Annotated in this window: 22 protein-coding genes; 15 read left to right on the forward strand and 7 right to left on the reverse strand. The window is 46.5% G+C overall.

The annotated features are described in order from the left end of the window. The first annotated feature begins 141 nt into the window (after positions 1–141). A complete protein-coding gene (locus D829_RS0127710) occupies positions 142–1,794 on the forward strand; it encodes an extracellular solute-binding protein (protein WP_017692169.1) in 1,653 nt (550 codons plus the stop codon). A 123-nt stretch (positions 1,795–1,917) separates the two neighbouring features. Here D829_RS0127710 and D829_RS32045 read toward each other — a convergent pair whose 3' ends face one another. Further along, positions 1,918–2,160, reverse strand: a complete 243-nt coding sequence (locus D829_RS32045; protein WP_017692170.1) for a hypothetical protein — start codon at positions 2,158–2,160, stop codon at positions 1,918–1,920. A gap of 341 nt (positions 2,161–2,501) precedes the next feature. On the opposite strand from D829_RS32045, the gene D829_RS0127720 reads away from it, so the two are divergent. Together D829_RS0127720 and D829_RS0127725 are read left to right on the forward strand one after the other, a co-directional pair. Continuing rightward, positions 2,502–4,217 carry a DUF6138 family protein gene (locus tag D829_RS0127720; RefSeq protein ID WP_017692171.1) on the forward strand — a complete coding sequence of 572 codons (1,716 nt, stop codon included), beginning with the start codon at positions 2,502–2,504 and terminating at the stop codon, positions 4,215–4,217. A gap of 90 nt (positions 4,218–4,307) precedes the next feature. Continuing rightward, a complete protein-coding gene (locus D829_RS0127725) occupies positions 4,308–5,360 on the forward strand; it encodes a hypothetical protein (RefSeq protein ID WP_017692172.1) in 1,053 nt (350 codons plus the stop codon). A gap of 143 nt (positions 5,361–5,503) precedes the next feature. Here D829_RS0127725 and D829_RS0127730 read toward each other — a convergent pair whose 3' ends face one another. Next, positions 5,504–6,613, reverse strand: coding sequence for a stalk domain-containing protein (locus tag D829_RS0127730; protein WP_026081458.1), 1,110 nt, complete (start codon positions 6,611–6,613; stop codon positions 5,504–5,506). A gap of 200 nt (positions 6,614–6,813) precedes the next feature. After that, positions 6,814–7,020: a hypothetical protein gene (locus D829_RS0127735; RefSeq protein WP_017692174.1), complete on the reverse strand. Its 207-nt coding sequence runs from the start codon at positions 7,018–7,020 to the stop codon at positions 6,814–6,816. A gap of 330 nt (positions 7,021–7,350) precedes the next feature. On the opposite strand from D829_RS0127735, the gene D829_RS0127740 reads away from it, so the two are divergent. From D829_RS0127740 to D829_RS0127790, 11 genes are all read left to right on the forward strand, one after another. After that, positions 7,351–8,979 carry a copper amine oxidase N-terminal domain-containing protein gene (locus D829_RS0127740; protein WP_017692175.1) on the forward strand — a complete coding sequence of 543 codons (1,629 nt, stop codon included), beginning with the start codon at positions 7,351–7,353 and terminating at the stop codon, positions 8,977–8,979. A 189-nt stretch (positions 8,980–9,168) separates the two neighbouring features. Beyond that, a complete protein-coding gene (locus D829_RS0127745; RefSeq protein WP_017692176.1) occupies positions 9,169–9,618 on the forward strand; it encodes a disulfide oxidoreductase in 450 nt (149 codons plus the stop codon). A gap of 19 nt (positions 9,619–9,637) precedes the next feature. Continuing rightward, positions 9,638–10,081, forward strand: coding sequence for a FixH family protein (locus tag D829_RS0127750; RefSeq protein ID WP_017692177.1), 444 nt, complete (start codon positions 9,638–9,640; stop codon positions 10,079–10,081). Between the two features lie 92 nt (positions 10,082–10,173). Next, positions 10,174–11,154 carry a LacI family DNA-binding transcriptional regulator gene (locus tag D829_RS0127755; protein WP_017692178.1) on the forward strand — a complete coding sequence of 327 codons (981 nt, stop codon included), beginning with the start codon at positions 10,174–10,176 and terminating at the stop codon, positions 11,152–11,154. A 153-nt stretch (positions 11,155–11,307) separates the two neighbouring features. Next, positions 11,308–12,633, forward strand: a complete 1,326-nt coding sequence (locus D829_RS0127760) for an ABC transporter substrate-binding protein (RefSeq protein WP_017692179.1) — start codon at positions 11,308–11,310, stop codon at positions 12,631–12,633. 147 nt (positions 12,634–12,780) lie between these two features. Continuing rightward, positions 12,781–13,665, forward strand: a complete 885-nt coding sequence (locus tag D829_RS0127765; RefSeq protein WP_017692180.1) for a sugar ABC transporter permease — start codon at positions 12,781–12,783, stop codon at positions 13,663–13,665. Further along, positions 13,665–14,492: a carbohydrate ABC transporter permease gene (locus D829_RS0127770; protein ID WP_026081462.1), complete on the forward strand. Its 828-nt coding sequence runs from the start codon at positions 13,665–13,667 to the stop codon at positions 14,490–14,492. Before D829_RS0127765 ends, D829_RS0127770 begins: the two co-directional genes overlap by 1 nt. Positions 14,493–14,534: 42 nt before the next feature. Next, complete coding sequence (locus D829_RS0127775) at positions 14,535–16,097, forward strand: glycoside hydrolase family 32 protein (RefSeq protein ID WP_017692182.1); 1,563 nt, start codon at positions 14,535–14,537, stop codon at positions 16,095–16,097. 84 nt (positions 16,098–16,181) lie between these two features. Then, complete coding sequence (locus tag D829_RS0127780; RefSeq protein ID WP_017692183.1) at positions 16,182–17,669, forward strand: prolyl oligopeptidase family serine peptidase; 1,488 nt, start codon at positions 16,182–16,184, stop codon at positions 17,667–17,669. A 26-nt stretch (positions 17,670–17,695) separates the two neighbouring features. Further along, complete coding sequence (locus D829_RS0127785) at positions 17,696–18,097, forward strand: MerR family transcriptional regulator (RefSeq protein ID WP_017692184.1); 402 nt, start codon at positions 17,696–17,698, stop codon at positions 18,095–18,097. Between the two features lie 166 nt (positions 18,098–18,263). Then, a complete protein-coding gene (locus D829_RS0127790) occupies positions 18,264–19,319 on the forward strand; it encodes a serine hydrolase domain-containing protein (protein WP_017692185.1) in 1,056 nt (351 codons plus the stop codon). Positions 19,320–19,407: 88 nt separating this feature from the next. Here the strand turns inward: D829_RS0127790 and D829_RS0127795 are convergent, their stop codons facing one another. The 4 genes from D829_RS0127795 to D829_RS0127810 all read right to left on the reverse strand — a co-directional run bounded on the left by D829_RS0127795 (position 19,408) and on the right by D829_RS0127810 (position 22,746). Next, on the reverse strand, positions 19,408–20,085 hold the full coding sequence (locus D829_RS0127795; RefSeq protein WP_017692186.1) for a succinylglutamate desuccinylase/aspartoacylase family protein: 678 nt from the start codon (positions 20,083–20,085) through the stop codon (positions 19,408–19,410). Positions 20,086–20,181: 96 nt separating this feature from the next. Next, the gene (locus D829_RS0127800; protein ID WP_026081464.1) at positions 20,182–21,150 is read right to left on the reverse strand and encodes an ATP-binding cassette domain-containing protein; all 969 of its coding nucleotides are present in this window, start codon (positions 21,148–21,150) and stop codon (positions 20,182–20,184) included. Positions 21,151–21,172: 22 nt separating this feature from the next. After that, the gene (locus tag D829_RS0127805) at positions 21,173–21,973 is read right to left on the reverse strand and encodes an ABC-2 family transporter protein (protein ID WP_017692188.1); all 801 of its coding nucleotides are present in this window, start codon (positions 21,971–21,973) and stop codon (positions 21,173–21,175) included. After that, positions 21,970–22,746 (reverse strand): ABC-2 family transporter protein, encoded by a 777-nt coding sequence (locus tag D829_RS0127810; protein ID WP_017692189.1) that lies wholly within the window; start codon positions 22,744–22,746, stop codon positions 21,970–21,972. The genes D829_RS0127805 and D829_RS0127810 overlap by 4 nt, the downstream gene beginning before the upstream one ends. 304 nt (positions 22,747–23,050) lie before the next feature. Between D829_RS0127810 and D829_RS0127815 the strand changes: the two genes are divergently transcribed. Next, a complete protein-coding gene (locus tag D829_RS0127815) occupies positions 23,051–23,902 on the forward strand; it encodes a DegV family protein (RefSeq protein ID WP_017692190.1) in 852 nt (283 codons plus the stop codon). The last annotated feature ends 7 nt before the right edge of the window (positions 23,903–23,909 follow it).

Consider the following 23,909-nt stretch of genomic DNA (forward strand, 5'->3'; position numbering starts at 1 on the left):
AAATCAATATGAACATTGAAATTGTGATATATGTTTGCCTCCCCGGCTGCACTATCCTTTTCATGTAAGGTGCATAATGCCACATGCAGAGGTGCATTTGGCACATAAGGGTATCCAAGTTACCTGAGGAGGGGTTAGTTCATGTATAGAAAAATGATGACGGCATTACTCGCAATCACGATGGTTGCTGTAACGGCATGCAGTTCGGGGGCCAAGGAAGAACCAACGAAGGAAGCCGCTGCACCACTTGCTCTGCAAGACGGGAAGTATGAACCCGCGGTACAGATGAGTTATTTGCGGGCCTGGAATGATGATACGAAATTCAAGAATGGGGAAACGGCACAGAACAATGTGCATACCAAATGGGCCAAGGAACGACTTGGCATCGATCTGACCACGCCATGGGCTGTATCGGTAACCAATGATGCATTTTACACGAAATTGCGCTTGTCCCTGTCCGCTAACGAAGAACTGCCGGATATTGTCTCCATTCGAGGGGACTACAATCTGGTAAGGGAATTAATTGAGTCCGGCAAGTTTGCCAATGCAGGCGAGCTGTTTGACAAGTATGCTTCGGACACATGGAAACAGGCATCCGAATCGGCACCGGAAGAATGGTATCCTTACATGTATGAGGGCGAGCGTTACGGCATTCCAATCTTCGATTATGCGTATAACGGCGATTCGGTCATGTTTATCCGGGAAGACTGGCTGAAGAAGCTGGGGCTGGAAGAACCGAAAACTATCGATGAGCTGGTTACGGTCATGGATGCTTTTACAAATCAAGACCCGGATGGGAACGGCAAAAAAGATACGTATGGTCTGACCGTCGGCATGAAGAATGCACTTAATACCTGGATGACGGAATCTGGCTGGATCTTCGGCATGTACAACACGATGCCTGGACAGTGGAATGATGCCGGAGACGGAACACTGCAATATGGTTCCATTCAGCCAGGTGTGAAGGAAGGCCTAGCAACGATGAAAGATTGGTTGTCCAAAGGTTATCTGCCCAAAGAAGCAGGCGTATATGACGAGATCAAAGCAGCAGAATTATTCACCGCAGGTAAAGCAGGAATTATCGTGGGACCACACTGGATGCCAAACTGGCCGATTGATGATGTGAAGAAAAATGTGGATGGTGCCACGTATAAGGCCATTGCCTTACCTACAGGGCCAACAGGCGAGAGCCACCAACATGGTTCTGGTGCAAGCAACGGGGTGGTGCTGATTAACAAGGATATGGCGAACCCGGAGATTTTCTTCACGTATCAGAATTATCTGTTCGACAACTTTGCCAACCCGGAAGTGGGCAGCGAGTTCGAACATGGCTTCGCGCAAGGATATGACTATGATATTGTGGACGGCGAAGTGGTTGGTGAAGCTGAAGTGAAGGATGGCGTATCACCACTCAAATATACAATTACGTATGATGGTGCACGGATTCCGAATCTGATGATGGAGACGCTGGCGGAACTTGCGAAGGGCAAAGAGTCGGAGACTCCTTTTGAGAAAAATACGAAGATTGCCAACAAACCGGAAGTGTTTGTAGCCGCTGAGGTGGTCGTTGCGAATAAAGATAATGCCATCAAGAACAAGTTCACGGGAGCACCAACCGAGACGATTAAAATGAAAAAGGACGCGATCGACAAGCTGGAGAAGGATACGTTCAGCAAGATCATCTATGGTCAGGTAGGCATTGAGGAATTTGATGCGTTTGTGACAAAGTGGAAATCCATGGGCGGGGATGATATTACCGCCGAAGTAAACGAGTGGTATAAGACAGTTAATTAATAAACAAAAGCAGGGTAGAACGATGAATTCATCGGATCTACCCTGCTTTTTTGTCTCGAATAACATTTATGGAAAAATAGAGTCTTAGGAGTTATAGCTACCAATCTATATCGGACAGATCGGCTATGACTCACAGCGGACAAAAGTAACGTTTTTCCCTAAAACCACATTATCCACCTTCCATCCGGCATTTAACCAGGATAATGCTTGTGTATGATTCATGGAATTATTCACCCACCATTGTTCGCGATTATACGCTGTAGGGGGTAACGTAAATCCGAGAATTTCCTCAAGCTCTGCATATGTAAGGGTGATTGAAACCTGATTCAAATAGTTTTCCAAGGGGAAGTATTTGCTGTAGCTCATTTATTCGAACCTCCTGAAAAGGAATACAATAATTATACAACGTAGGGATGATGATAGCGAGGGCAAGCCGAGAGTGTACATAGATATGAAAAAAAGGAATCCGTATCCGTAGATCTCTTTGACTAGGGCATGTCTTAAATACCACTTATGGGCATCTTTCACCACCTTTTCTCCCCCTGCTGCCTTATTGTTCCGGGTGTGCTGGAGAGAGTAAAATAATAGGTAGTATACGAACATCAATACGTATTTATAACATAGATGCCCCGGATTGATCCGGGATTCATAGAGGTTCAAGTGTGGTTGATGAACATCATAAGATGCATGGGAAGGCAGGAGATTAGATGAGTACACTTTATGATCAGGCGATGGAAGAGATGATAACGACGATTCATGAATGGTTTGATGAACAGGAAAAGCGGGATGACTTGGAAAGTGTTGTGAAGCGAACCACGCTGCAAATGGGTATTGTTAATGATATTGTGCTGGATTACAAACCTGGACGGACCACGGTAGACAGCCTGGATCTGGGTTTGGATGATGATGTGAAATCAAAGCAGGCAGTAGCCTTTACCGAGGAGCAGGTACGGAATGAGATCGGGCCTAAGCTTGTAGAGGTTGTCCAAGCTAGATTGGACAAGCTGGCAGATACTCCGTTGATTGACTACCGCTTCACCTTGCGTGGGAAATTCCCAACAACCGAAGGCAAGCTGCAACTGACTTTATTGGAATGGATAAACGAAGAGAAAAGAAAGCAGCTCCTTGAGCGTATTCATACCTATGTAGACAAGAATCTGGAGAACAGTACATATCCAACAAAGCCGTTGGAATCCTTCTTTTTGACGCGTCATCTGCTTGACCCTAAACTGTTTCCTGAACTGGATGTAGCATGGATCCTCAGGCAGTATGACCGGATTCAAGAGTTGAATCAGGGTCGCCCGGAGGCACTTGCCGAACATCGGGGTGATATTACTCGTGCGTTGACGGCATGGGCGGAGAATCAGTTTTTGCCACAGTATTTTGATGTGCAGTCCTCGGCTTATCGTACCAATGAATATTCCCTTAAGCCAGGAGTTACGCTTCAATCGAACATCGATACACAGACAGGCCAATATTCGGACGAGCAGGGGAAGGCGCAAACATTCGGGACTCAACCAATAGATCTGCTGTTATACGCGGCGGTCATGATTCTACGATTTGAGCCGAGTTATAGCAAAGCCCAAGGTCAGACTTTCCTGGAACTCGCGAAGCAACTCGGCAGCAGACGTGCGGCACGTATGATGACAGAAGGCAGCGGAACGTATGCGAAGGACGATATTCATGTGAAAACGGAAGAAGTAGAATGCAAAGCAAATGATGTATTTGCTCTGATGAACATTCACATTCGTAAGGAGGAGGCGGGTGCCTATCAACAGGCACTTACCTTTATCATTCATTTATTGAAACAGGGATTTCCAAAAGGTTATAAGATCAAGCTGAAATCTGCCGTAAAGCAGTATTTGCCGATCAAGGGACTCGCGAAGTCGGATACCCACCGATTCTTTGCGAATGCACTGGAATACCCGGAGCTGCATCCACTCCTGGAAGAGTATGCGCGTGAGGCTATCCAGGAGTTTGAGTTCTACGAGGATACCGAGGGAGAGAAAAGCTGTATGCCAGGCAGTTATGCAACCTTTGGACTGGGGCTTGTGGATGAGCGGTATTTCCCGCTGGTTGAATATTACATGGGCGAAGTGGATGATGAGCATCAGTTAATTCAGGATAAGTTTATTGCGGCATTTGTAGAAAAACAGGGTGTCACGGCTCAATCCATACCTGCTTTAGTCGCCAGCTTGCGTCGTTCTACGGACAGTCTGAAGCTGAAGATTCAGACTGAGCTGGAGAATGAGGAAATACTCGAACTGTTGGTTAGACAGATTCAAGAACTTGAGTATTATGAAGCGGAACATGTACTCTATCCGATCTTTGGCAAGGTGGAGAAGCTCTCAATGCTCGCTCGCAAAGCGGAGGGAAGACGGAAGGAATTATTGCTGGAACTGTTGCAGGCTGCAGGGAAGTGAAAATGTAAACAACACAAGTAAGATTGTGCTGTGCCAGCCAGTGAAGCATTTTAGAGAAGTGAAAGTGTATAAGGAAAGGTGGGGAGAGTTATGGAAACATTGAGACGAAACATGTGGCAGGGGTTGAATGCTCAGGACAAAGAGGCTTGGATGCGTAAGCTTGTTCGTCAGTTACCAGATGGTATGGTATATGAGGGTCTCGAGACATTTGAACGATTCGGGTTGCGGATGGAGACAGGTGTATTTACGGAGGATGGGCTGAGATTTGTATTTGTGCCTGGGGATCAAGTAACACTCGGCTGGGATCGTTGGCAGCATGGTATGAACGAAGAGACATCAGCCGACCTGCATGAAACGGTCAGTGAGTATGGTGTGGAGGACGTGGATTCGTTTCTGGCGAGTCAAATGTCACCTGTAAGAACGGTCAACATTGCGCCGATGCTTGTGGAATGCGAACTGATCTCACTTGGCTGGATTGAAGTGTCCAAGGAGGAAGCATTTGCACAGGAAAATCCTGATTTCCCGTCAGCACTGGAGCAGTTTAAGCAGTCGGAGATCCGTGAATATGAATTGCATCAACAATTTCGTCTGATTCGCCAGAGTGAGAATGAAGTCCGAATCCTGTGGTTCAACGAAGGAATAGAATTGGAAGACGTTGTGAGGGAGGAAGCTGCGGCGGGTTTTGGTTTGCTGACCGAAGACGAATGGGAGTATATCTATGGCGGCGGTTGTCGCACGTTATTTCCCTGGGGTGACAGCTTCGACTATACGATGAGATTGAAGCACTTTGGCAGTCTGGAAGGCGTGGATGAGATTGTGGATGGATCTGCAGAGACGGCCTCTTCACGGGTTGAAGAAAAGGATTATCGTCCTTATGATCTAGAACTGCCGAATTTCTTCGGAGTGCAATTTGCCGGAGACCCCTACAAGTATGAGCTTACGCTCAATTCGTCTGGGGATGTGATACCCAAAGGCGGAGACGGTGGTAGCCTGATATGTGGTGGTACAGGGCCTCTGGTTGGTTTCTTGCCTGCTGCTGCGGTCTATTATCGAGACGTTAATGCCAGTGAACTCGACTGGGAGGATCTGATGGATGCGATGGTCTATCGCAGGGTTGTTCGTTTAACGGAAATGGCACTGTAATTATGACGAAACGTATCTATCAAGCTGTAGTTGCATATAGGGATGAGGAAGAGGTCTTTGTGCAGAGTTTGAGCATACGTAACACACATCAAATCAGCCCCAGCTCATAGAGCGGGACCGAAATGATGTGTGTTTATTTTTGTTTATTTCACTTTTTGTACGGATACCGCCATTTGCTCCAGTTGAGTATGAGTCAATTGGTTATTCGGTGAGCTGATAGTAACATAACGATCATCCAGCTTGAACGTGAGCATATCCGTTTGATCTGGTGTGTACCATTTGGCTGATACGCCATTAGGCAGTTTTACCGTTTTGCCATCATAGCTGAACGAGTAATCTTTAGGGGATACCGTTACATTCATACGATTGAAAACAAAGTTTACACCATCGCCGCCTGCACCTACGCTTTTGAACGTATCTCCAGCAACCATGTGTTGTGGGGCATAGGCTGTTGTGAACCCGTCAAACTTCGCAAATGCTTTACGAATGTTATCCAATTGTTGTTTGCTATAGTTCACATCTGCAAATGCAGTGATCCCTTGATCGTTGTTGCCAGTTGCCTTCTGAACAGAGACAGCGACTTGTTGCAGCTGAGCTTGACTCAGCTTATGATCCGGGGAGCTAAGCGTAACGTAGCGATCATCCAGTTGGAATGTGAGCATACCCGTTTGATCTGGTGTATACCATTTGGCGATAACGCCATTGGACAGTTTCACGTCTTTGCTTGTATAACCGTCCGAATAATCTCTTGGAGACACATCCACTTTCATATGGTTGAAAACAAAACTGACGCCGTCGCCACCCGCACCTACACTTTTGAACGTGTCACCTGCGATCATCTGCTGAGGGGCATAAGCGGTCTCGAACCCATCGAATTGTGCAAAAGCTTTTTGAATCGCCTCTTTTTGTGCTGCGCTATACGTTACATTTGTCAAAGCTGATGGGTTGCTTGTCGCTTGGCCGATAATGACCTGTCCTTTTTTGCCGTCATAGGATACAGGCACATGCAGTGCATCGGCAAGCGCTCGTACGGGCAGATAAGTAGAGTTATTATAAGTAATTGGCGCAAGTTTGTTGCCATTGCCATCCGTTGGTGAGTAAGCCGCGCCATCGACATTAAAGCTGATTCCATGGTTAAGGTATGCAGAGATTTTCTCCAGTTGCGTTCCGGCAAATACACCCGTTGCTCCTGTTAATGTCATGCCCAGTACCATCATCGTTGCTACGGATTTCTTCATGTTTTTTTTCATCATATATCTCTCCTTCAAGTTGGGGGTTAGTTTTGTTTAATGGGCTCGCTGTCCCTTATGGCTTTATATTAAACCCCGAACATATCCAGAATAATTCTGAATTATCTCCAACTTGTAAACATGTGTATATATACGGAGAATGTAGAACGAAAACTGAAGCTACTTGGTGTGTTTGAACGTATTCTTTGCCAAATCGAAACATTTTAGTTAAAAAGATAGAGGATTAGTCCGCCAAAACCAAGGACAATAGCACCAACGTATACATAGGAAAGTTTGCTTAGGTTTTGCTTTGTGCGGCGGTCATATTCGGGGTTGCTGGTCTGATTGGCTTTGGAATTTCCGATGATCATGGTAGCAATACCTCCAAACAAGGCGATACCCACAATTAAAACATAAGGCAACCAGGTCATGAATGGACCTCCTTCGCGAATAATATGATATGTCCTTATTGTACTTCAGGATAACCTTTGATGTAAGCTTTAGTTGAGAAATAAAGGAAAATGAAGTATCTATATTACAGTATGTATGTGGTATTGGATCGGAAAGATCACTATAATTTTATATTTTTTTAATTCAAAAAAACCTTGATACAACAGGCATTCGCAGCTTTCTTCACTGAAGGTTGCGAATTTTTTTTGCCCACAGAGTGATCCAGAATAGAGAACCCTGCGTTACACCCTATGAAGACAACGACGAGGAAAGAAATTATACACAAAACATAATCGAGGAGTGAACACGTAATGAAAATGAAAATGAAGAAGTTTATCGCACCTGTACTTAGCTTGACACTGTTGATGCCGGGGATCGCTGGAGCAGCTTCCGCACCACAGACACCAATGACAATGATGAAAGCATCCGTGAACACACCGGCGGCTGACCTGAGAGCGAACCTGGACCACCTGCTGTCCGAGCATTTTGCACTCGCAGTAACAGCAATGGCGAAAGCCTATGACGGAGCAAAAGATGCAGATGCAGCTTACAAAGCACTCGACCAGAATGCACTGGATATGCAACCAGCAATCGCTTCCCTATACGGTGACGCAGGTGCCAAAGAATTCGAACGCATCTTCCGCGCTCATAACAAATACACAGATGATCTGGTGAAAGCAACCAAAATGGGCAACCAAGCTGGAATCAAACAAGCACAAGCAAACATCAACGGTTTCGTGGATGAGTTCTCCACATTCCTGAGCACAGCTACCGAAGGCAAGTTGCCAAAAGCAGCAGCCAAACAGGCGCTGCAAGTACATGAAGATCTCGTGCAAAAAGTATTCGATGAGTATGTAGCTGGAGATTACGCTGATGCATACAAGGCTTACCGTGAAGGTTTCAAAGAAATGTTCGACGTAAGTAAGGCACTCTCCACGGCCATTACTACACAAATGCCTGAGAAATTCGAAAATACCAAAGCGGATACAAAAGCAGCTGATCTGAGATCTGCACTCAACCACTTGGCTTCCGAACACTTTGCGCTTTCGGCTCTGCAAATGCAAGAGCAATTTGATGGACGTACAGCCGCTTCCAACGCACTGATTACAGCTGAAGCTGGAAACACAGCTGACTTCAAAGCAGCGATTGCTTCCGTTTACGGTAACGATGGTGCCAATGCTTTCGAGAAAATTTGGGTAACGAACCACGTTAATGCACAAAGCGACTATGTAAAAGCTGTTAAAAACAACGATGCTGCGGCTCGTGCGGCAGTAGAGAAACGTATTGAAGGATTTACAACAGAATTTGCTACATTCCTGGATTCAGCAACAGCTGGAAATCTGCCAAAAGCAGCAGGACAACAAGCGCTGACAACACATGAAAATCAAGTACAAAACGTATTGAATCAATATGCAGCAGGTAACTATGATGCTTCTTACACAACAAATCGTGAAGGCTTCAAAGTTATGTTTGGTGTAGGTCAAGCCCTTGGTAACGCCATCGTGACTCAATTCAATGACAAATTCCAAGAGTCAGCAACACCCGCACCAGCGCCAGAAATGACAACGGTGTGGATGCAACTGAACAGCAAAATGCTGAAAATTAACGACAAAACAACCAACATGGACACTACACCAGTGCTTTGGAAAAACACAACATACATTCCACTGCGTTTCCTGAGTGAAGGTATTGGTGCAACGGTGAAATGGGACAAAAAAGCACAGCAAGTAACGGTAATGGCTGGCGACGATACCCTTGAATTCTGGGTGAACAACAACGTTATGGAAGTGAACGGTGTGAAGAAAAACGTGGGTTCAACTGTATTTGTAAACAAAGATGGACGTACGCAAGTACCTCTGCGCTTCATTGCTGAACTTCTGAACTGGGACGTGAAATGGGCACAAAAAGATGGTTCCATTACGCTGACTAAATCGATGTAATACAGCCTTTTATATATGAATCAAACAAAAGAGCTGCCCCATACGGCAGCTTTTTTGTATTCACCCAAAAGTTCCAAATATTTGGTATAATCATCGAGTAATGACCTACATAACAGCTTGAATAGCCGATGGAGTCTAGAATGATGTATGATAATTTGGTATAAGCAAAATGAAGAGGGGGACAGAGGAATGAGTACATCATCACAATCGGAGCGCCCAGCGAGAAATGTGGATACCCGGTTATTTGTTGCTTGGGCCGTTTCCGTTATTGCAACAGGGGGGAGTCTCTATTTCAGTGAGATCAAGGGATATCTTCCATGTGATCTATGCTGGTACCAGCGTATATTCATGTATCCACTAACCATCTTGCTGGGCATTGCCTACTTTAAGGATGACGTGGGCATCACCAAATACGTACTCCCACTTAGTTTCGTCGGTGGCGGCATTTCGTTATATCATGTAACAATCCAGCGTATTTTTTCGGCTACAGGTAATGCCGTTGCGTGCGGTAAGGTTCCATGTTATACCGACTATTTGAACTGGTTTGGTTTCATCACGATTCCATTACTGGCACTGATCGCCTTTATTATCATCATCGTGATGCTGTGGGGTATCGGCAAAACACCAAAATCTTCTTAATAAGAAAGGATAGATGGTGATGAGCGGACAAGCTCGTTGGTTCATGCCCTTCATAATTCTGCTCCTCCTGACGGTGGGATGCTCTTATGAGGAACAGTCACAATCAGGCGAGATGCCAGAGATGATTAAAGTGAAACTTGACGTTCCAGAGAAGGCTTCTCTTCATGAACCAACACGGTTGCAGGTGAAGCTTACACAGGGAGATGCACCGTTAAGTCATGCTGACCATGTGCAATTCCAGATCTGGAATGAGCTTGATGATCCGCCTTCTGTATCTCCGGAACAAGGTATGATGACAGCGGACGAACTGGAGAATCAGGGGGCTATTACTGCCAATGAGTCAGAGGAAGGGCTGTATGAAATCCAACATACCTTTGAAGAACCAGGTACGTATGTGGTACAGGTCCATGTTACGCACGGAGCTATGCATAGCATGCCGAGAGCGAGAATTGTAGCGGAATGAAGCAGCAGGCGGGTTCCAAGGGTTTGGTTCAGGGTTAGCAATAGGTTTATAATGTTAAATGTATGAAGAATGTTGTAGGAAAAGAGGGTGTTATGGCAACTATTCATGATGTTGCACTCAGGGCAGGAGTTTCTGTAACTACCGTCTCGCGTGTATTAAACAACCGGGGATATATCAGTCAGAAGACTCGGGACAAAGTGTATCAAACCATGGACGAACTGAACTATCGACCCAACGAAATTGCCCGTTCTCTTCTGCGTAAGCAATCCAATGTTATAGGCTTGATTATTCCCGATGTATCCCATCCGTTTTTTGGAGAACTGGCTAGCTATGTTGAGTATCATGCTTACCAGAATGGATTTAAAATTATGTTATGCAATTCCCACATGGACCCTTCCAAAGAGCGTGAATATGTGGAAATGCTCAAGGGTAATCGCGTGGATGGCATTATTATGGGAAGTCATACACTGGAAGTTGATGAGTATATGAATCTGCATTCCCCAATCGTGACCTTTGATCGTAAGATCGGTGAAGACATCCCGTTTATTTCATCTGATAACTATCAGGGAGGGGTTATGGCTGCCGAACTGCTGCTCTCAAAGAATAGACGGCATTTGGCACATATCTGCGGTAATTTGGAATTGCAAATGCTGTCCAATCGCCGGACGACAGGTTTCGTTGATACATTGCAGGCTCATGGAGTCAAACCGGTCATGATTCATGAAACCGATCTGAATGTGTTTGATCAGCATCAGTATACGGAACTGGTGGATAAGCTGCTTGCACAACACCCCGAGGTGGACGGACTCTTTGTAACGAGTGATCTGATGGCGGTGCATGCGCTGAAGCAGATCGTGTTAGGTGGGCGCAAGGTACCCGATGATATTGCTATTATAGGTTATGATGACAGTCGTGCGGCAGCGTATACGGTGCCTGGCATTACAACGATCAGGCAGCCGGTGGAGGCCATGGCTAAGCTGGCGATTGATCTGATTCGGCACCAGCTCGCGGAAGAGAAGATCGGAATGGAGCATATTTTGCCAGTTACCATCGTGGAGAGAGAGACGACCTGATACAGGTCGTTTTTTCCTATTCGTCCTTTTGCCACGAAGAAGAAAAAAATTTTTTTGAATGGTATGTCAAACGATTGACATGTCAAACCTTTGACATTATAATTCGATTTGTAAGCGTTTCCTTTTAAACTATTGATCGGGGGCCATAACAAGATGAAAAGAGAACAGAGATGGATGAAATTATCGGTATTGTCATTAATTATGATGCTTGTATTGTCGGCATGTGGAAGTAAAGCAGCGACGGAGTCCAACTCCTCCTCAGAGGGTAGCAGCAGTGAGAGTGTCAAAATCACCTTGCTTAATTCCAAGTCGGAAATTAACAGTCAGTTGGAACAAGCAGCTAAAGACTTCCATGCTGAAAATCCAAATATCACACTCGAAATTGTACCTGTAGGCAGTGGACAGTCTCCGTTTGAAAAAGCGTCCGCCTTGTATGCCTCCGGCAGCCCTACAACGATGATGATGCTGGATACAGGGGATGTCGAGAAGTTCAAGGATCGTGTTCTGGATCTTACATCCGAGTCTTGGATGAAGGATGCTGTGGAGAACAGCACAGCGGCTACAACGTTTGATGGCAAAAATTATGCCTTTCCGTTCTCTATTGAAGGATATGGATTCATCTATAACCAGAATGTATTGGATCAGGCGGTAGGTGGGACATTCGATCCAAAGTCTGTACAGACCACTGCACAGCTTGATGAGCTGTTCCAAAAGATCGCTGCTACTGGAAAATCACCTTTGATTGTATCTCCGATGGATTGGTCGCTTGGTGCGCACTATCTGGGGCTTGCATATGGTGGGCAGTCGCCAGACCGTGCGAAGGTGGATCAATTCATTACTGATCTGAAGGCAGGTCAAGTGGACCTTGCTTCCAATGCCGTGTTTAATGGCTTGTTAGATACATTTGATCTGATGAAAACCTACAATATTGACAAGGCTTCTCCACTGTCCGGAACCTATGAGCGTGGACCTGAGGTGCTTGGCAAGGGTGAGGTAGGTATCTGGTTCCAGGGCAACTGGGCATGGCCGCAAATTTCAAGCTTTGATACAGCAGATGGAAAATATGGCTTCCTCCCGGTACCTGTGAGCAATAATCCAGATGATTTCGGTAATACGCAAATCTCTGCTGCTGTATCCAAACGAATATTGCTGGATAAGGAAAAGAGCACACCAGCGCAGCAGGAAGCAGCGAAGAAATTTTTGGATTGGATCGTTTATAACGAAAAAGGTCAGGATTTCCTGGTGAATCAAGCCAGTATTATTCCGGCATTCAGCAACATTACATTGGAGCCAACCAATCCACTTGGCAAATCCATTAGTGAATACATCAAGGCAGGCAAAATCGAAGAATCAATGAGTACACTTCCTGCGGATCACTGGTCCAAACTGGGTGCATCCATGCAGAAATATTTGGCTGATGTCATTGACCGTGCCGGACTTGCCAGCGAAATTCAGGCATACTGGAGCAACGTGAAATAAAAGATTTAATCTTAGCCCTGTGCAGCACATAGAGAGAGACTTGCGGTACGCCGGAGATGATGAACGTACTGCTTCCACATGAGGTCTGTTCGACTTGTTTCCGGTATAACCGCCAGGCTAATCATTTGGATAGAGTGGAGGATGACAATGCTGACCGAAAAAGGATTATGGACACGTCTGCGCACCCGTCTGATCTTTACTGGCCCGACATTATTTGCGTTTGCTACGGTGATGATTATTCCATTTTTGTATGGTATTTATTTGACGTTTACGAACTGGGATGGCATTGCAGTCGATCAAAACTTTGTTGGCTGGGATAATTACATCGGTGTGTTCAAGGACACGGTGTTCTGGAAATCATTCGGGATGACGCTGGAGTACGTATTTATTACCGTTGTGCTGACCAATGCTGTTGCTTTCCTGCTCGCTTACACAGTAACCCGGGGGATGAAGGCACAGGGCTGGTTCCGGGCTGGATTTTTCCTGCCGAATCTGGTGGGCGGAATCGTGCTTGGTTTCATCTGGCAGTTTATTTTTAATCAGGTACTCGTTTTTGCAGGACAAAAAATGAATCTCACGCTGTTTTCCACCTCTTGGTTGGCTGATCCGGATAAAGCGTTCTGGGCTCTGGTTGTGGTGACCGTTTGGCAGTATGCCGGTTATATGATGGTTATCTACATTGCAGGACTGATGAATGTGCCGAAGGATGTTATGGAGGCAGCCAGCATTGATGGGGCAAGTAATCGCAAAATGCTGGCTCGCATTGTATTGCCACTGATGGTTCCTTCGTTTATTGTATGCATCTTTTTGTCACTGCAACGGGGATTCATGGTATATGATCTGAACGTCTCCTTGACCAGTGGTGGGCCCTTCAAGAGCACAGAGATGGTATCCATGCATGTTTATGAGCAGGCCTTTCTTGCTCGTGACTACGGATTGGGTCAGGCAGAAGCCTTTGTTCTGTTTATCCTTGTAGCCGCCATTACATTGCTCCAGGTCTATTTCAGCAAAAAACTGGAGGTCGAGGCATGATGGCTGGACAATCGCGCATTCTCAACTGGATGAAGTTTATTGCATTAATCATTGTGATGATTTTGTTTGTATTTCCTTTTGTGCTTCTAATCGTCAATTCGTTCAAGGCTAACCAGGCAATTACCTCCGATCCGCTGGGCTTGCCAAGCTCCTTCCAATTCGATAATTACGTCAATGCGTTTGACAAAATGGGATATGTATCCGCCTTCAGCAATTCGTTGCTCATTACCATTGCAGGTGTATTACTGATTGCTCTTTTTGCGGCGATGACAGCACATTACTTTGTTCGTCACAAAAGCAAGCTGAATCAGTATCTCTTTTTCCTGATGGTAGCTGCGATGATTATTCCGTTCCAGGCCATTATGATTCCACTGGTTAAAATATATGGCTCGCTCAGCCTGCTGGATAACAAGTGGTCGCTGATCTACATGTATATTGGCTTCGGCAGTCCGCTCGCCGTATTTATCTACCATGGCTTTATCAAAAGTATTCCCCTGGAGCTTGAAGAAGCGGCTCTAATGGATGGCTGCGGCAGAGTGCAGACCTTTTTCCGTATCGTACTGCCGGTGTTACTGCCAACAACCGTAACGATTAGTGTACTGAATGTATTGTGGATATGGAATGATTTTTTGCTGCCTTCCCTGGTGCTGACTTCGTCCGAGCAGCGAACGCTGCCACTGTCCACATTTTATTTTTATGGAACCTACACAGTGGATTACGGTCCATTGATGGCTGGTCTGGTGTTGACCCTGCTGCCTGTCCTGATCGTTTATCTGTTTGCGCAGAAGTACATTATTCAGGGGGTCATGCAAGGGGCAATCAAATAAGTTAAGTCGGGTGATATAGAGAGAGACAGGAGTGAAGGACATATGAACCAGGAACGACACGAGAAGCAGGAAATAGACACAAGGCAAGAGACTGACCTTGGACTGACGAGTTCTTCGGCTCAAACAAAAGAGAGTTATACACTCGCCCGGGCCAACGCATATATCAAGGCGCATCGACATCAGGTTGATCCAACCTATCGAATGGCCTATCATTTGATGCCAGAGGTGGGCTGGATGAATGATCCCAACGGTTTCATATACTTCAAAGGGATGTATCATATGTTCTATCAGCATTATCCCTACGAACCGGTATGGGGGCCGATGCACTGGGGCCATGCGGTGAGCCGTGATTTGGTTACGTGGTCTTATCTGCCTGTTGCACTGGCACCCGATCAGAGCTACGACAGTGGAGGCTGTTTCTCTGGAAGTGCAATCGTGCAGGATGGCAAGTTGGTGCTGATGTACACGGGACATGTCGTGACTGGACCCGACAAGGATAACGATTACTTGCAGACACAGAATATCGCTGTCTCGGACAATGGGATTGATTTTGTCAAAAGCGCGATGAATCCGGTCATTCGGCTGGATCAGATCCCAGAGCATACCAGTCCGAAGGACTTCCGTGATCCGAAAGTGTTTGAACGAAACTGTGTGTACTATTGTGTACTTGGATCAAATGATGCTGCTGGCAAAGGTGTCATTCTGTTATACCGTTCAACGGACTTGCTGGATTGGAGTTATGTCAACATTATGGCCCAGAGTGACGGGACGCTTGGTGACAATTGGGAATGTCCAGATCTATTCACACTGGATGGACAAGATGTGCTGATCATGTCTCCGCAGCGCATGCCTGCACAGGGAGACAACTATCGCAACTTGCATTCGACCGTTTATATGATGGGAACGCTGGATGAAGACCAGGGTGTGCTGAAGTACGAGCAGTACGTTCCGCTGGACTGTGGCTTCGACTTTTACGCACCTCAGACGATGGAGGATGCACAGGGACGACGAATCATGGTGGCCTGGATGGATACGTGGGAAACGGAAATCCCGACACAACAGTCCCATGCGTGGGCTGGAGCGATGACTTTGCCGAGACAACTAATTCGTAGGGGAGAACGCTTGATATTCCAGCCGCTTCCCGAACTTATACAGTACAGGTCGGAAGGCACCGAGCAGTATGGTATACATTTAAACGGTGATGAACATGATCTTGATCTTGGAATCAGTGGAGACCGTTACGAACTGTATGCTGTATTTGAAGCGGAACAGGCACAACACTTCGGGTTGAAGCTGCGCACGGGTGAGGATGAAGAAACCGTGATTTCCTATGATGTAGAGCAGCGTCGTTTATGCTTGAATCGCGAGCAGGCCGGACAAGGGCCGGGGGGCGAACGAGCTGCGACAGTGGAACTGCTTGACGGGAAACTGGAACTTCATATTTTTATGGATGTCAGCTCCGTTGAGGTGTTCATTCAGCAGGGAGAACAGGTCATGACAGGGCGGATCTATCCTGGGCCGAACTCAACAGGTATCAAGGCTTTCTCATCCGGAACGTGTACGTTGACCGAACTTCGCAAATGGGATTTACGAATTCCCCGATAAAATTCTATCTAAAATTCAGCCTTGACCTTGAAGTATACTTCAAGGTTTATTCTTTTTTTATCAAGGAATATTGGAGGCTGAATAATGAGAATTTTAGAATGGATTTTGGTATTGGTAACCGTAGCTGCTACGTTACTTATGCTGGTGTTTCCGAAGCGCCGGGCAATGACAGTGGGGATACTCTCAGCTCTGGTTCTGGCAGTGCTTCTGCATGGCTTAATCAATTCATTTCGCGTGCAGATGATACCCACCTATATCGTTACACTTGTATTATTCATTACGTTAATGATTCAACTCATGAAATCATACCGCAGTGGCCGTTATGTTCAGAGTGCGCAGAAACCCAACCGTCGTTCATGGATTAAGATGACGCTGGCATCGATTCTGGTTCTGGCCTTCAGTGCAGGTTCAATCATACTGACCTGGCTGTTACCTGCCTTTACGATGCCTGAACCAACCGGTACCTATGCCATTGGCACGTTCTCTCAACACCTGGTGGATGAATCTCGTGAAGAGACCAAAACACCCGAGGCCGGGGACAAGCGTGAACTTATGATTAATGTGTGGTACCCGGTGGATCAGAAGGCCGCCCAAGGGCTGCCGCTGGAGCATTACCCTAGTGAACTGGGAGAAGCGATCAGTCTGGTGTTCGGCATTCCGTCTCAGGTGTTCAGTTATCTGGATACCATTCCAACACATGTGGTGAAAGGAGCTGAGATGTCCGCCGACCAGAGCAAGTATCCGGTATTACTATTCTCGCCGGGTATCCGCTCAGCCCGTTTTCAGAGCATGACGATGATTGAGGAACTGGTTAGCCACGGTTACATTGTCGTGGGGATAGATCACCCTTATACGTCAGCACAAGTGACATTCCCCGATGGACATGCAGCTTCCTATCAGGCTGACCCTGAATTTGCAACGTCAGCGGAATTATATCAATATAATGTAGAAGGCATAGGCATACGTGCAGATGATGCAAGCTTTGTTCTCGATACGCTTACCCAGTGGAATTCACATGACCCGAATCAACTGCTGCAAGGCAAGCTTGATCTGGATCACGTCGGCATCATGGGACATTCGTATGGTGGGGCAACAACAGCGGAAGTACTGGCGCAGGATGAACGTTTCCAGGCAGGAATGAGTTTGGAAGGCGGATTCTGGGGATCGGTATCCACGACAGCCCTGAAACAGCCGTTTATGTATATCATGTCGGGTGGAACCGCCAAAAGTCTGGAACCGGAAGCCACCGAAACGGAAAAAGTAGCCTATCCCGAGTTTGAGCCGGATCTGGATCGAGTGATGACGAGTAGTCTTAATGATACCTATTATCTGACGGTGGATAATTTCTTCCATCAAAGCTTTACGGATATTTCATTAATTTCACCGAAACTATTTGCCAGAGGCATGACCCCAGAACATAATGTGGATATAACCAGATCCTATGCGCTGGCATTCTTTGACCGTTATCTGAAAGGGGAAGAGCAGCCATTGCTGCAAGGATCTTCAGCACAATTTCCCGAGGTCACCTATGATGCCACATATACCAAGATACGCAACGAACAAACACAATAAGTCCGCAGAAGGGTGGAGGAGTAGACATGGAAACCATGACAAGAGGAACGTTGGCCAAGCGTACCGGTGTAAGTATGGCAACCCTCCGTTATTACGAGGATAGTGGAATTCTGCCTGCTCCCCGTCGTTCCTCCAACGGATATCGGGTGTATACCGAGGATTATTTGGTCAAAATTAAGTTCATTAAGGATGCCCAGCTGCTGGGTTACTCCTTAAAGGAGATACAAGAGACCCTGCAACTGCTCAGCCAGGAAGACATGGAAAAGGATACGTTAAAAACCCTTGTACGCGAACGCATCGCTGACATTCAGAAACATATTGACCATCTGGAACAGATGCAGATTCATCTGGCACGACTGTTGCATACACCGGAGGACGATATCGACAATTATATTCAATCGTTCAGGGTGCAGAAGAAAGAGCCGTAATCGCGGCTCTTTTCCTGTTTAGCAGAAAACAGGAGTTGACTAACGAGCAGGGAATCGGAGATTTAGAACGAATACATAGTGTAGTTTGCCAATACATAATGGTGGTTAACGTGATTTCAATAATTTCAATAATGAAACTCACACTACAAAAGGAGTAACATTTTCTATGAGGGATTTACAAGGTTTTGTATCCGATTACATCAAAGGAAAGAAACATCTACATCTTGAGATTGGCGTTATTACAAAGGGAGATATCGAATATCATTCATTGGGCAATCCCAAAAAGAAGAGCGTGGCTGCTCCTGAACATAGGTTGTTCGAAATCGGCTCTGTAACCAAACTTTTTACATCTATCCTTCTATTAGAATTGGAGCGTCAACAGCAGCTTTCCACGGATGACACGGTTGGCAAGTACATACACAATGGCAAAAACGATTATTTGAATAAGGTAACCTTAAAAAGTCTTGCGACGCATACCTCTGGATTACCCGGAGTTGCCACAAACCTGTCCTCGAAGAAAAATCGATACAATCCGTATTCAAATTATACGGAGGATGATTTACTTGCTTTTTTATCGGATGCTGACTTTACGGATCAGATGGGTTCATTTGAGTATTCCAATACCGGCGTGGGCTTACTGGGCTATATCCTATGTAAAGTATCAGGCAGTACATATGACGATCTGCTGAAAAAATATATCACAGGTCCATTAAATATGACGGAGACAGCAGCTATGCTGAATGCAGAACAGAATGGCAGATTTGTAGATGGACATACGTCAACGGGGAAAAAGATGCCTCACTGGGATACGGGTGTACATGAAGGCGCAGGGGCGATCAAGTCATCTCTTCACGATATGTGTTTATTTGTACAGGCCAATCTGAATGAAGATCATCCGCCAGCCTCTGCAATACAACAAAGTCACATGCCTGTGATGATTGGAGATTCAACCCATCATTACGCATGGTTTAGTGATAATATCTCAGATCAGAATATACTCTGGCATAACGGGGGCACATTTGGTTTCTCCAGTTATTTGGCTATAAATAAGGAACAGAGTATAGGCGTTGTATTATTGTCCAATTATTGTTTTGGATCAGCCTCTATTGTGGATGAGTATCTGGATGCGATATTCAAGTTTATAACTAAAAAAGACCTTTATCCACTCATGCCGCTGGACCCTGTGGGTAATAAAATACTGGAAGCCATGATGCAGAGATAAAAAAACACCTCTAATAGAGAGCACCTAAAGATGTACTTCGGGTGCTCTCGGTTGGAGGTTTCTTTTAGTTCTAACTTAATGGTCTTGATCATAACATGCCTGCTTCACGCAGAAAATGGTGCACAATCTTCGTCTGATGCTTGATACGGGTTGAGCGTTTCAGACTCCAACAGGTCTCCACCGTTACGGAACGGGCTTGTAATAGTCTTGAAGCCGCTGTACGGGCAGATCCCGGCAATTCATGCTGCTTGAGGTTAAAATGACGATCACGAATGGCAATCGATCGATTCATCCGTTCGATAACTCTTCTGCAAGCTGGAATCGTCCGACTGCCGGGATTGGTGATCAACGTCTGTCCAAGCACTCGTGAACTCAGTTGAGACAGGCCGTTGGCTTCATGCAGATCGTGCCACCAGTCGGCCCGTTGTTCACGCGCCAGCTGAAAAATTGCCGCAGCGAACGGATGCTTGGCCTTGCCTGACATCCGGCGTGGAAACGTACGATTCAGATCGGGCTTGCCTCTGATTTTCTTTGCGTAGGCTTGCTGGTTCACGCGTGGCACGATAATTAACAGCCCTCGCTGAATGACGTGACGACCTGTCGCAATATCATCTGCGAGTTTTTGCGCAGCGGCCATACTCGCCGTTTCATTCCCGTGAACCCCGGATGTAATGAACATCACGGGTCCCGGCATCATGCCACGTACGATGTAATAGGGAGTGGCGTGTGCGCTGGATGCTGCAAGGACATGTTTGGTCACAAGCATGACGCTTCACCTCCGTTATTACAGTACGCCATGTCCATCTTTCATGTAACGGCGTAAGAAAAGGTCTTCATCCTATTTCCTCACAAAATAGGCCAACTAGTACACCCGGTGGATGATATCTTCGAAATCGGGTTCTTTCATCTCTACATCTTCGATCTGACCCCAGTGCTCCAACTGTTTCAGAATGTCCATTGTGCTCCATTCCTTCCGGTTCACTTCAACGGTGACAATCTGTCCTTCCATTCCAGTAATATATATCGCGGACGACACAACATCCGGGATATGAAACGCTCCTCGGAACGTTACCCGAATCAGCGTAGGTAGTCCGATGGTTTCGCGAAGTGACGAGATCGTGCCGTCATATGTCAGTTGACCATGGTTAATCACCATGACCCGGCTGCATAACTGCTCAATGTCGTCCATATCATGTGTGGTCAGCAGAATCGTTTTGCCAAACGTTTCATTTAATGTACGTAGAAACTGGCGAATGTTCCGCTTTGCGTTCACATCCAGTCCAATCGTCGGTTCATCGAGAAAAAGCAGTTCCGGATCATGCAGCATGGAAGCTGCGAGATCCGCACGCATGCGTTGTCCAAGCGAGAGCTTGCGGACAGGCGTGGCCCAGAACGATTCAAGGTCCAGCAACTCGGCGAACTGGGACAGCCGTCTCTTTTTGTCCTCGGCACGGACGCCGTACATCTCGGCCAGAATATCATATGAATCTTTCACGGGCAGATCCCACCAGAGCTGACTGCGCTGTCCAAACACAACGCCCAGTCGACCAACGGTCCTGCGCCTGTCCTGATGGGGGTTCATACCGCCAAGCTGTACCTCACCCGAGGTTGGGTGGAGGATACCTGTCAGCATTTTGATCGTGGTAGACTTGCCAGCCCCGTTCGGACCGATGTAGCCCACAAATTCCCCTGGGCCGATATCAAAACTGATATCACGTACCGCTTCCTTGGACACATACTTACGTGAAAATAACGTACGTAAACCGGAGAAACGCCCTTCGTGAATAACAGGAGTTTTGAATTCCTTTTGCAGATGCCTTGCTGTGATCATGTTCATGATTCGTTACGCCTCCTTAGCTACCTGTACTTTGATATTTGGTCATGCCGAATTGCCAGAAACGCAGACTTGCAGCCAAGCTCAGTACGGCAATCGCCGCAACAGCAACAAGAATCCACGCTCCTCCTTCACCCCGTAGCAGGTAAAGTGACGGAATGTAGTTGACGAATCCCACGGGAATCACCGTTAGCAGAATGCCAGACATCCATTTGGGATATAACGTTAGCGGATATTGGGCAGCCGTTCGTGCGGCATCTTCAGTGATCGTCTGTAATTCCTCAATACGTGTGGTCCAGAATCCGAGTGTGGCGGTAGCAAGTCCGATGGAAAAGAGAATGACTGCGCCCGTCAGAATAATGAGCAGGGAGAAGGGAATGGCAGTCCAGCCAATCTGTCCGCTGTGCATCATGCCTGCCAATGACCAGCAGAGAATGAACCCGCCTTGCAGGACTTCTCCAGCCATGATGCGAAAGTTTTGCGGCAGCAGTGCCAGCAATACGGGCATAGGACGTGTTAACAGTTGATCAAGCTCACCATTAACCAGATATTTTTCCAGATGGTGAACCTCATTGCCGAACGTTCGATACAGTGTTTTGGATAACGTCATGATGGCGAAGAGATAACCGATCTCATGGAGGGACCAGCCTTTAATTGCACCGAATTTGTGCAGCACGAGAGCAACCATCAGAAACTCGGAGATCTGGATTAAAGCGGCCAGTACGGACGCCATGATGAAATTGAACTTGTATTGCATCCGGCTGCGGATGCTTGTTCGAATGAGCATTTTATATAAATTGAACCAGGAAGTCCGTTTCATCCGCCCTGCACCTCCACTTTACGACGTAACACTTGGGTGATCACAAGACAGATCAACGTCATAAAGACGCACCAAAGCAAGGTTCCCCATAACAAGGAGCCATCTTCGAAACCAAGATAGATTCGGGTAGGTACATAGAGTAGGAAAGGGTAGGGTGATATCCAGGCAAGTTGTTCAAGCCAGTTCGGTAGCCATTCCAGCGGAATGAAAAAACCTGCCAGCAGATTCATCATCGCGTGATTACCCCAGTGAAGCCAGGAGGACTCCGTGGTCCACATCGACGTGGCACCAATGATGTAGTTCATGCAGATGGACAAGTATGCGGCGCCGGCAAGACCAAGTGCGGCATGGAACAGTGTTGAAACGTCTGAGGGCCAATGCAGGGAAAAGACAATGGAGAAGAGCAGGTAGATCGGAATACTTTTGTACACGAACTGGTAGGCAATCTGCCCCCATTCGCGTGCCATCAGGTGGGTAAACAGGTGAACAGGCCTCATCAGATCCAGTGCGATCTGCCCTGTCCTGACGGATAAGGGAATACCCAATCCGTTCGTGAGAAAACCCGAGATCCAGAGAGAGGATTGCGTGAATGCAATGTAACTGATCATCCCCTGTGTCCCGTATTCCCCGAGAGTATGGTCGGCCCCGATGCCGATCCAGAGGCAGGCATACATGTAACCAAACATGGCGCTTGCCAAGTTATGTACCATGTGTGCCCCGCGGTATTGCAGATTCCGGGAGTAGGCTTTGGAAGCCAGAGTGAAATAAAGCATGTGACACCTCCGATAAGTGGATTGAACGGCGTTTCCGTTCACTTCAGTCAAGGCGAAAAGAGAGAAGGACAACAGCATACCAATTTATTCCTTCACAGGCAAGACATTTTTTTAGCTAATAATGGTATTAACAGGGGTGTTCATGATTGCGCCACAAGACAACGGTCTGTCCGTTCATTTATAATTGAGAGGTAGTATCGCAAACGTTTACAATGTGAAATATTCAAATTTTAAATAAACCGCCGGGCTTGTGCTTGACGATTGAAGATACAGAACGAACAATCCGGCAAGAGAGAAGGATGTCATGAAGAAAATTGCATGGGTCACCGATAGTACCAGTACACTGGATCCCGTTTTTGCGGAGCAAAATCATATCTACATCGTACCGCTGCGCATCGTATTTGGAGAGGAATGTTACCGGGAAACCGATGACATTACATCTGAAATGTTCTATGAGAAACTTGCGGAGGCTTCACGTGCGAGCAGTTCGCAGCCACCCATTGGCGAGTTCATTGAACTGTATGAATCGCTCAAAGACAAGTACGATGAGATTATTACGATTCATTGCTCTACAGCGCTTAGTGGAACGCTGCATACGTCTATGCAGGCTGCAGAGATTGCAGGGGTGAAGGTGACCGCAATTGATTCAAAGGCAGGTGCCTATCCTCACCGTGAGATGATTATGCAAGGACTGGAATGGCAGAAGCAGGGATGTTCAGCTGCAGAGATCAAAGTAAACATTGAACAGATGATTGATAACATGTCCTTTTACCTCATACCGGCCAGTCTTCAACATCTTCACCGCAGTGGCCGGGTGTCGGGCACACAGCTGATCATCAGTCAACTGCTAAAGATCCATCTGCTGCTTCGATTTGAAGAGGGCAAAGTGGTTGTGAATGAGAAGATTCGCACGTTCAAGCGGACAAAAGAGCGCATGCTGGATATGCTCAAGCTGGATATGGAGAAAGTAAAGCATGTGTGCATTATGCATGCGAACAATCAGGAAGAAGCCGTTACGATCAAGAAGCAGATTGCCAATCTGCTCCCTAAATTAAAGACCGAAATCATGCCGTTTATCCCTGTGGTGAGTATTCATGCAGGTGCAGGAACCATTGGACTGTGCTGGATACACAGCGAGAACGGATATAGAGATTAGACGCACA

The sequence above is a fragment of the Paenibacillus sp. PAMC 26794 genome (genome assembly GCF_000316035.1).
Lineage (GTDB): Bacteria > Bacillota > Bacilli > Paenibacillales > Paenibacillaceae > Paenibacillus.

Bases quoted from the DNA above. Each gene is read 5' to 3' on its own strand.
- D829_RS0127710 (WP_017692169.1), top strand. From the start codon at position 142: ATGTATAGAAAAATGATGACGGCATTACTCGCAATCACGATGGTTGCT.
- D829_RS32045 (WP_017692170.1), bottom strand. From the start codon at position 2,160: ATGAGCTACAGCAAATACTTCCCCTTGGAAAACTATTTGAATCAGGTT.
- D829_RS0127720 (WP_017692171.1), top strand. From the start codon at position 2,502: ATGAGTACACTTTATGATCAGGCGATGGAAGAGATGATAACGACGATT.
- D829_RS0127725 (WP_017692172.1), top strand. From the start codon at position 4,308: ATGGAAACATTGAGACGAAACATGTGGCAGGGGTTGAATGCTCAGGAC.
- D829_RS0127730 (WP_026081458.1), bottom strand. From the start codon at position 6,613: ATGATGAAAAAAAACATGAAGAAATCCGTAGCAACGATGATGGTACTG.
- D829_RS0127735 (WP_017692174.1), bottom strand. From the start codon at position 7,020: ATGACCTGGTTGCCTTATGTTTTAATTGTGGGTATCGCCTTGTTTGGA.
- D829_RS0127740 (WP_017692175.1), top strand. From the start codon at position 7,351: ATGAAAATGAAAATGAAGAAGTTTATCGCACCTGTACTTAGCTTGACA.
- D829_RS0127745 (WP_017692176.1), top strand. From the start codon at position 9,169: ATGAGTACATCATCACAATCGGAGCGCCCAGCGAGAAATGTGGATACC.
- D829_RS0127750 (WP_017692177.1), top strand. From the start codon at position 9,638: ATGAGCGGACAAGCTCGTTGGTTCATGCCCTTCATAATTCTGCTCCTC.
- D829_RS0127755 (WP_017692178.1), top strand. From the start codon at position 10,174: ATGGCAACTATTCATGATGTTGCACTCAGGGCAGGAGTTTCTGTAACT.
- D829_RS0127760 (WP_017692179.1), top strand. From the start codon at position 11,308: ATGAAAAGAGAACAGAGATGGATGAAATTATCGGTATTGTCATTAATT.
- D829_RS0127765 (WP_017692180.1), top strand. From the start codon at position 12,781: ATGCTGACCGAAAAAGGATTATGGACACGTCTGCGCACCCGTCTGATC.
- D829_RS0127770 (WP_026081462.1), top strand. From the start codon at position 13,665: ATGGCTGGACAATCGCGCATTCTCAACTGGATGAAGTTTATTGCATTA.
- D829_RS0127775 (WP_017692182.1), top strand. From the start codon at position 14,535: ATGAACCAGGAACGACACGAGAAGCAGGAAATAGACACAAGGCAAGAG.
- D829_RS0127780 (WP_017692183.1), top strand. From the start codon at position 16,182: ATGAGAATTTTAGAATGGATTTTGGTATTGGTAACCGTAGCTGCTACG.
- D829_RS0127785 (WP_017692184.1), top strand. From the start codon at position 17,696: ATGGAAACCATGACAAGAGGAACGTTGGCCAAGCGTACCGGTGTAAGT.
- D829_RS0127790 (WP_017692185.1), top strand. From the start codon at position 18,264: ATGAGGGATTTACAAGGTTTTGTATCCGATTACATCAAAGGAAAGAAA.
- D829_RS0127795 (WP_017692186.1), bottom strand. From the start codon at position 20,085: ATGCTTGTGACCAAACATGTCCTTGCAGCATCCAGCGCACACGCCACT.
- D829_RS0127800 (WP_026081464.1), bottom strand. From the start codon at position 21,150: ATGATCACAGCAAGGCATCTGCAAAAGGAATTCAAAACTCCTGTTATT.
- D829_RS0127805 (WP_017692188.1), bottom strand. From the start codon at position 21,973: ATGAAACGGACTTCCTGGTTCAATTTATATAAAATGCTCATTCGAACA.
- D829_RS0127810 (WP_017692189.1), bottom strand. From the start codon at position 22,746: ATGCTTTATTTCACTCTGGCTTCCAAAGCCTACTCCCGGAATCTGCAA.
- D829_RS0127815 (WP_017692190.1), top strand. From the start codon at position 23,051: ATGAAGAAAATTGCATGGGTCACCGATAGTACCAGTACACTGGATCCC.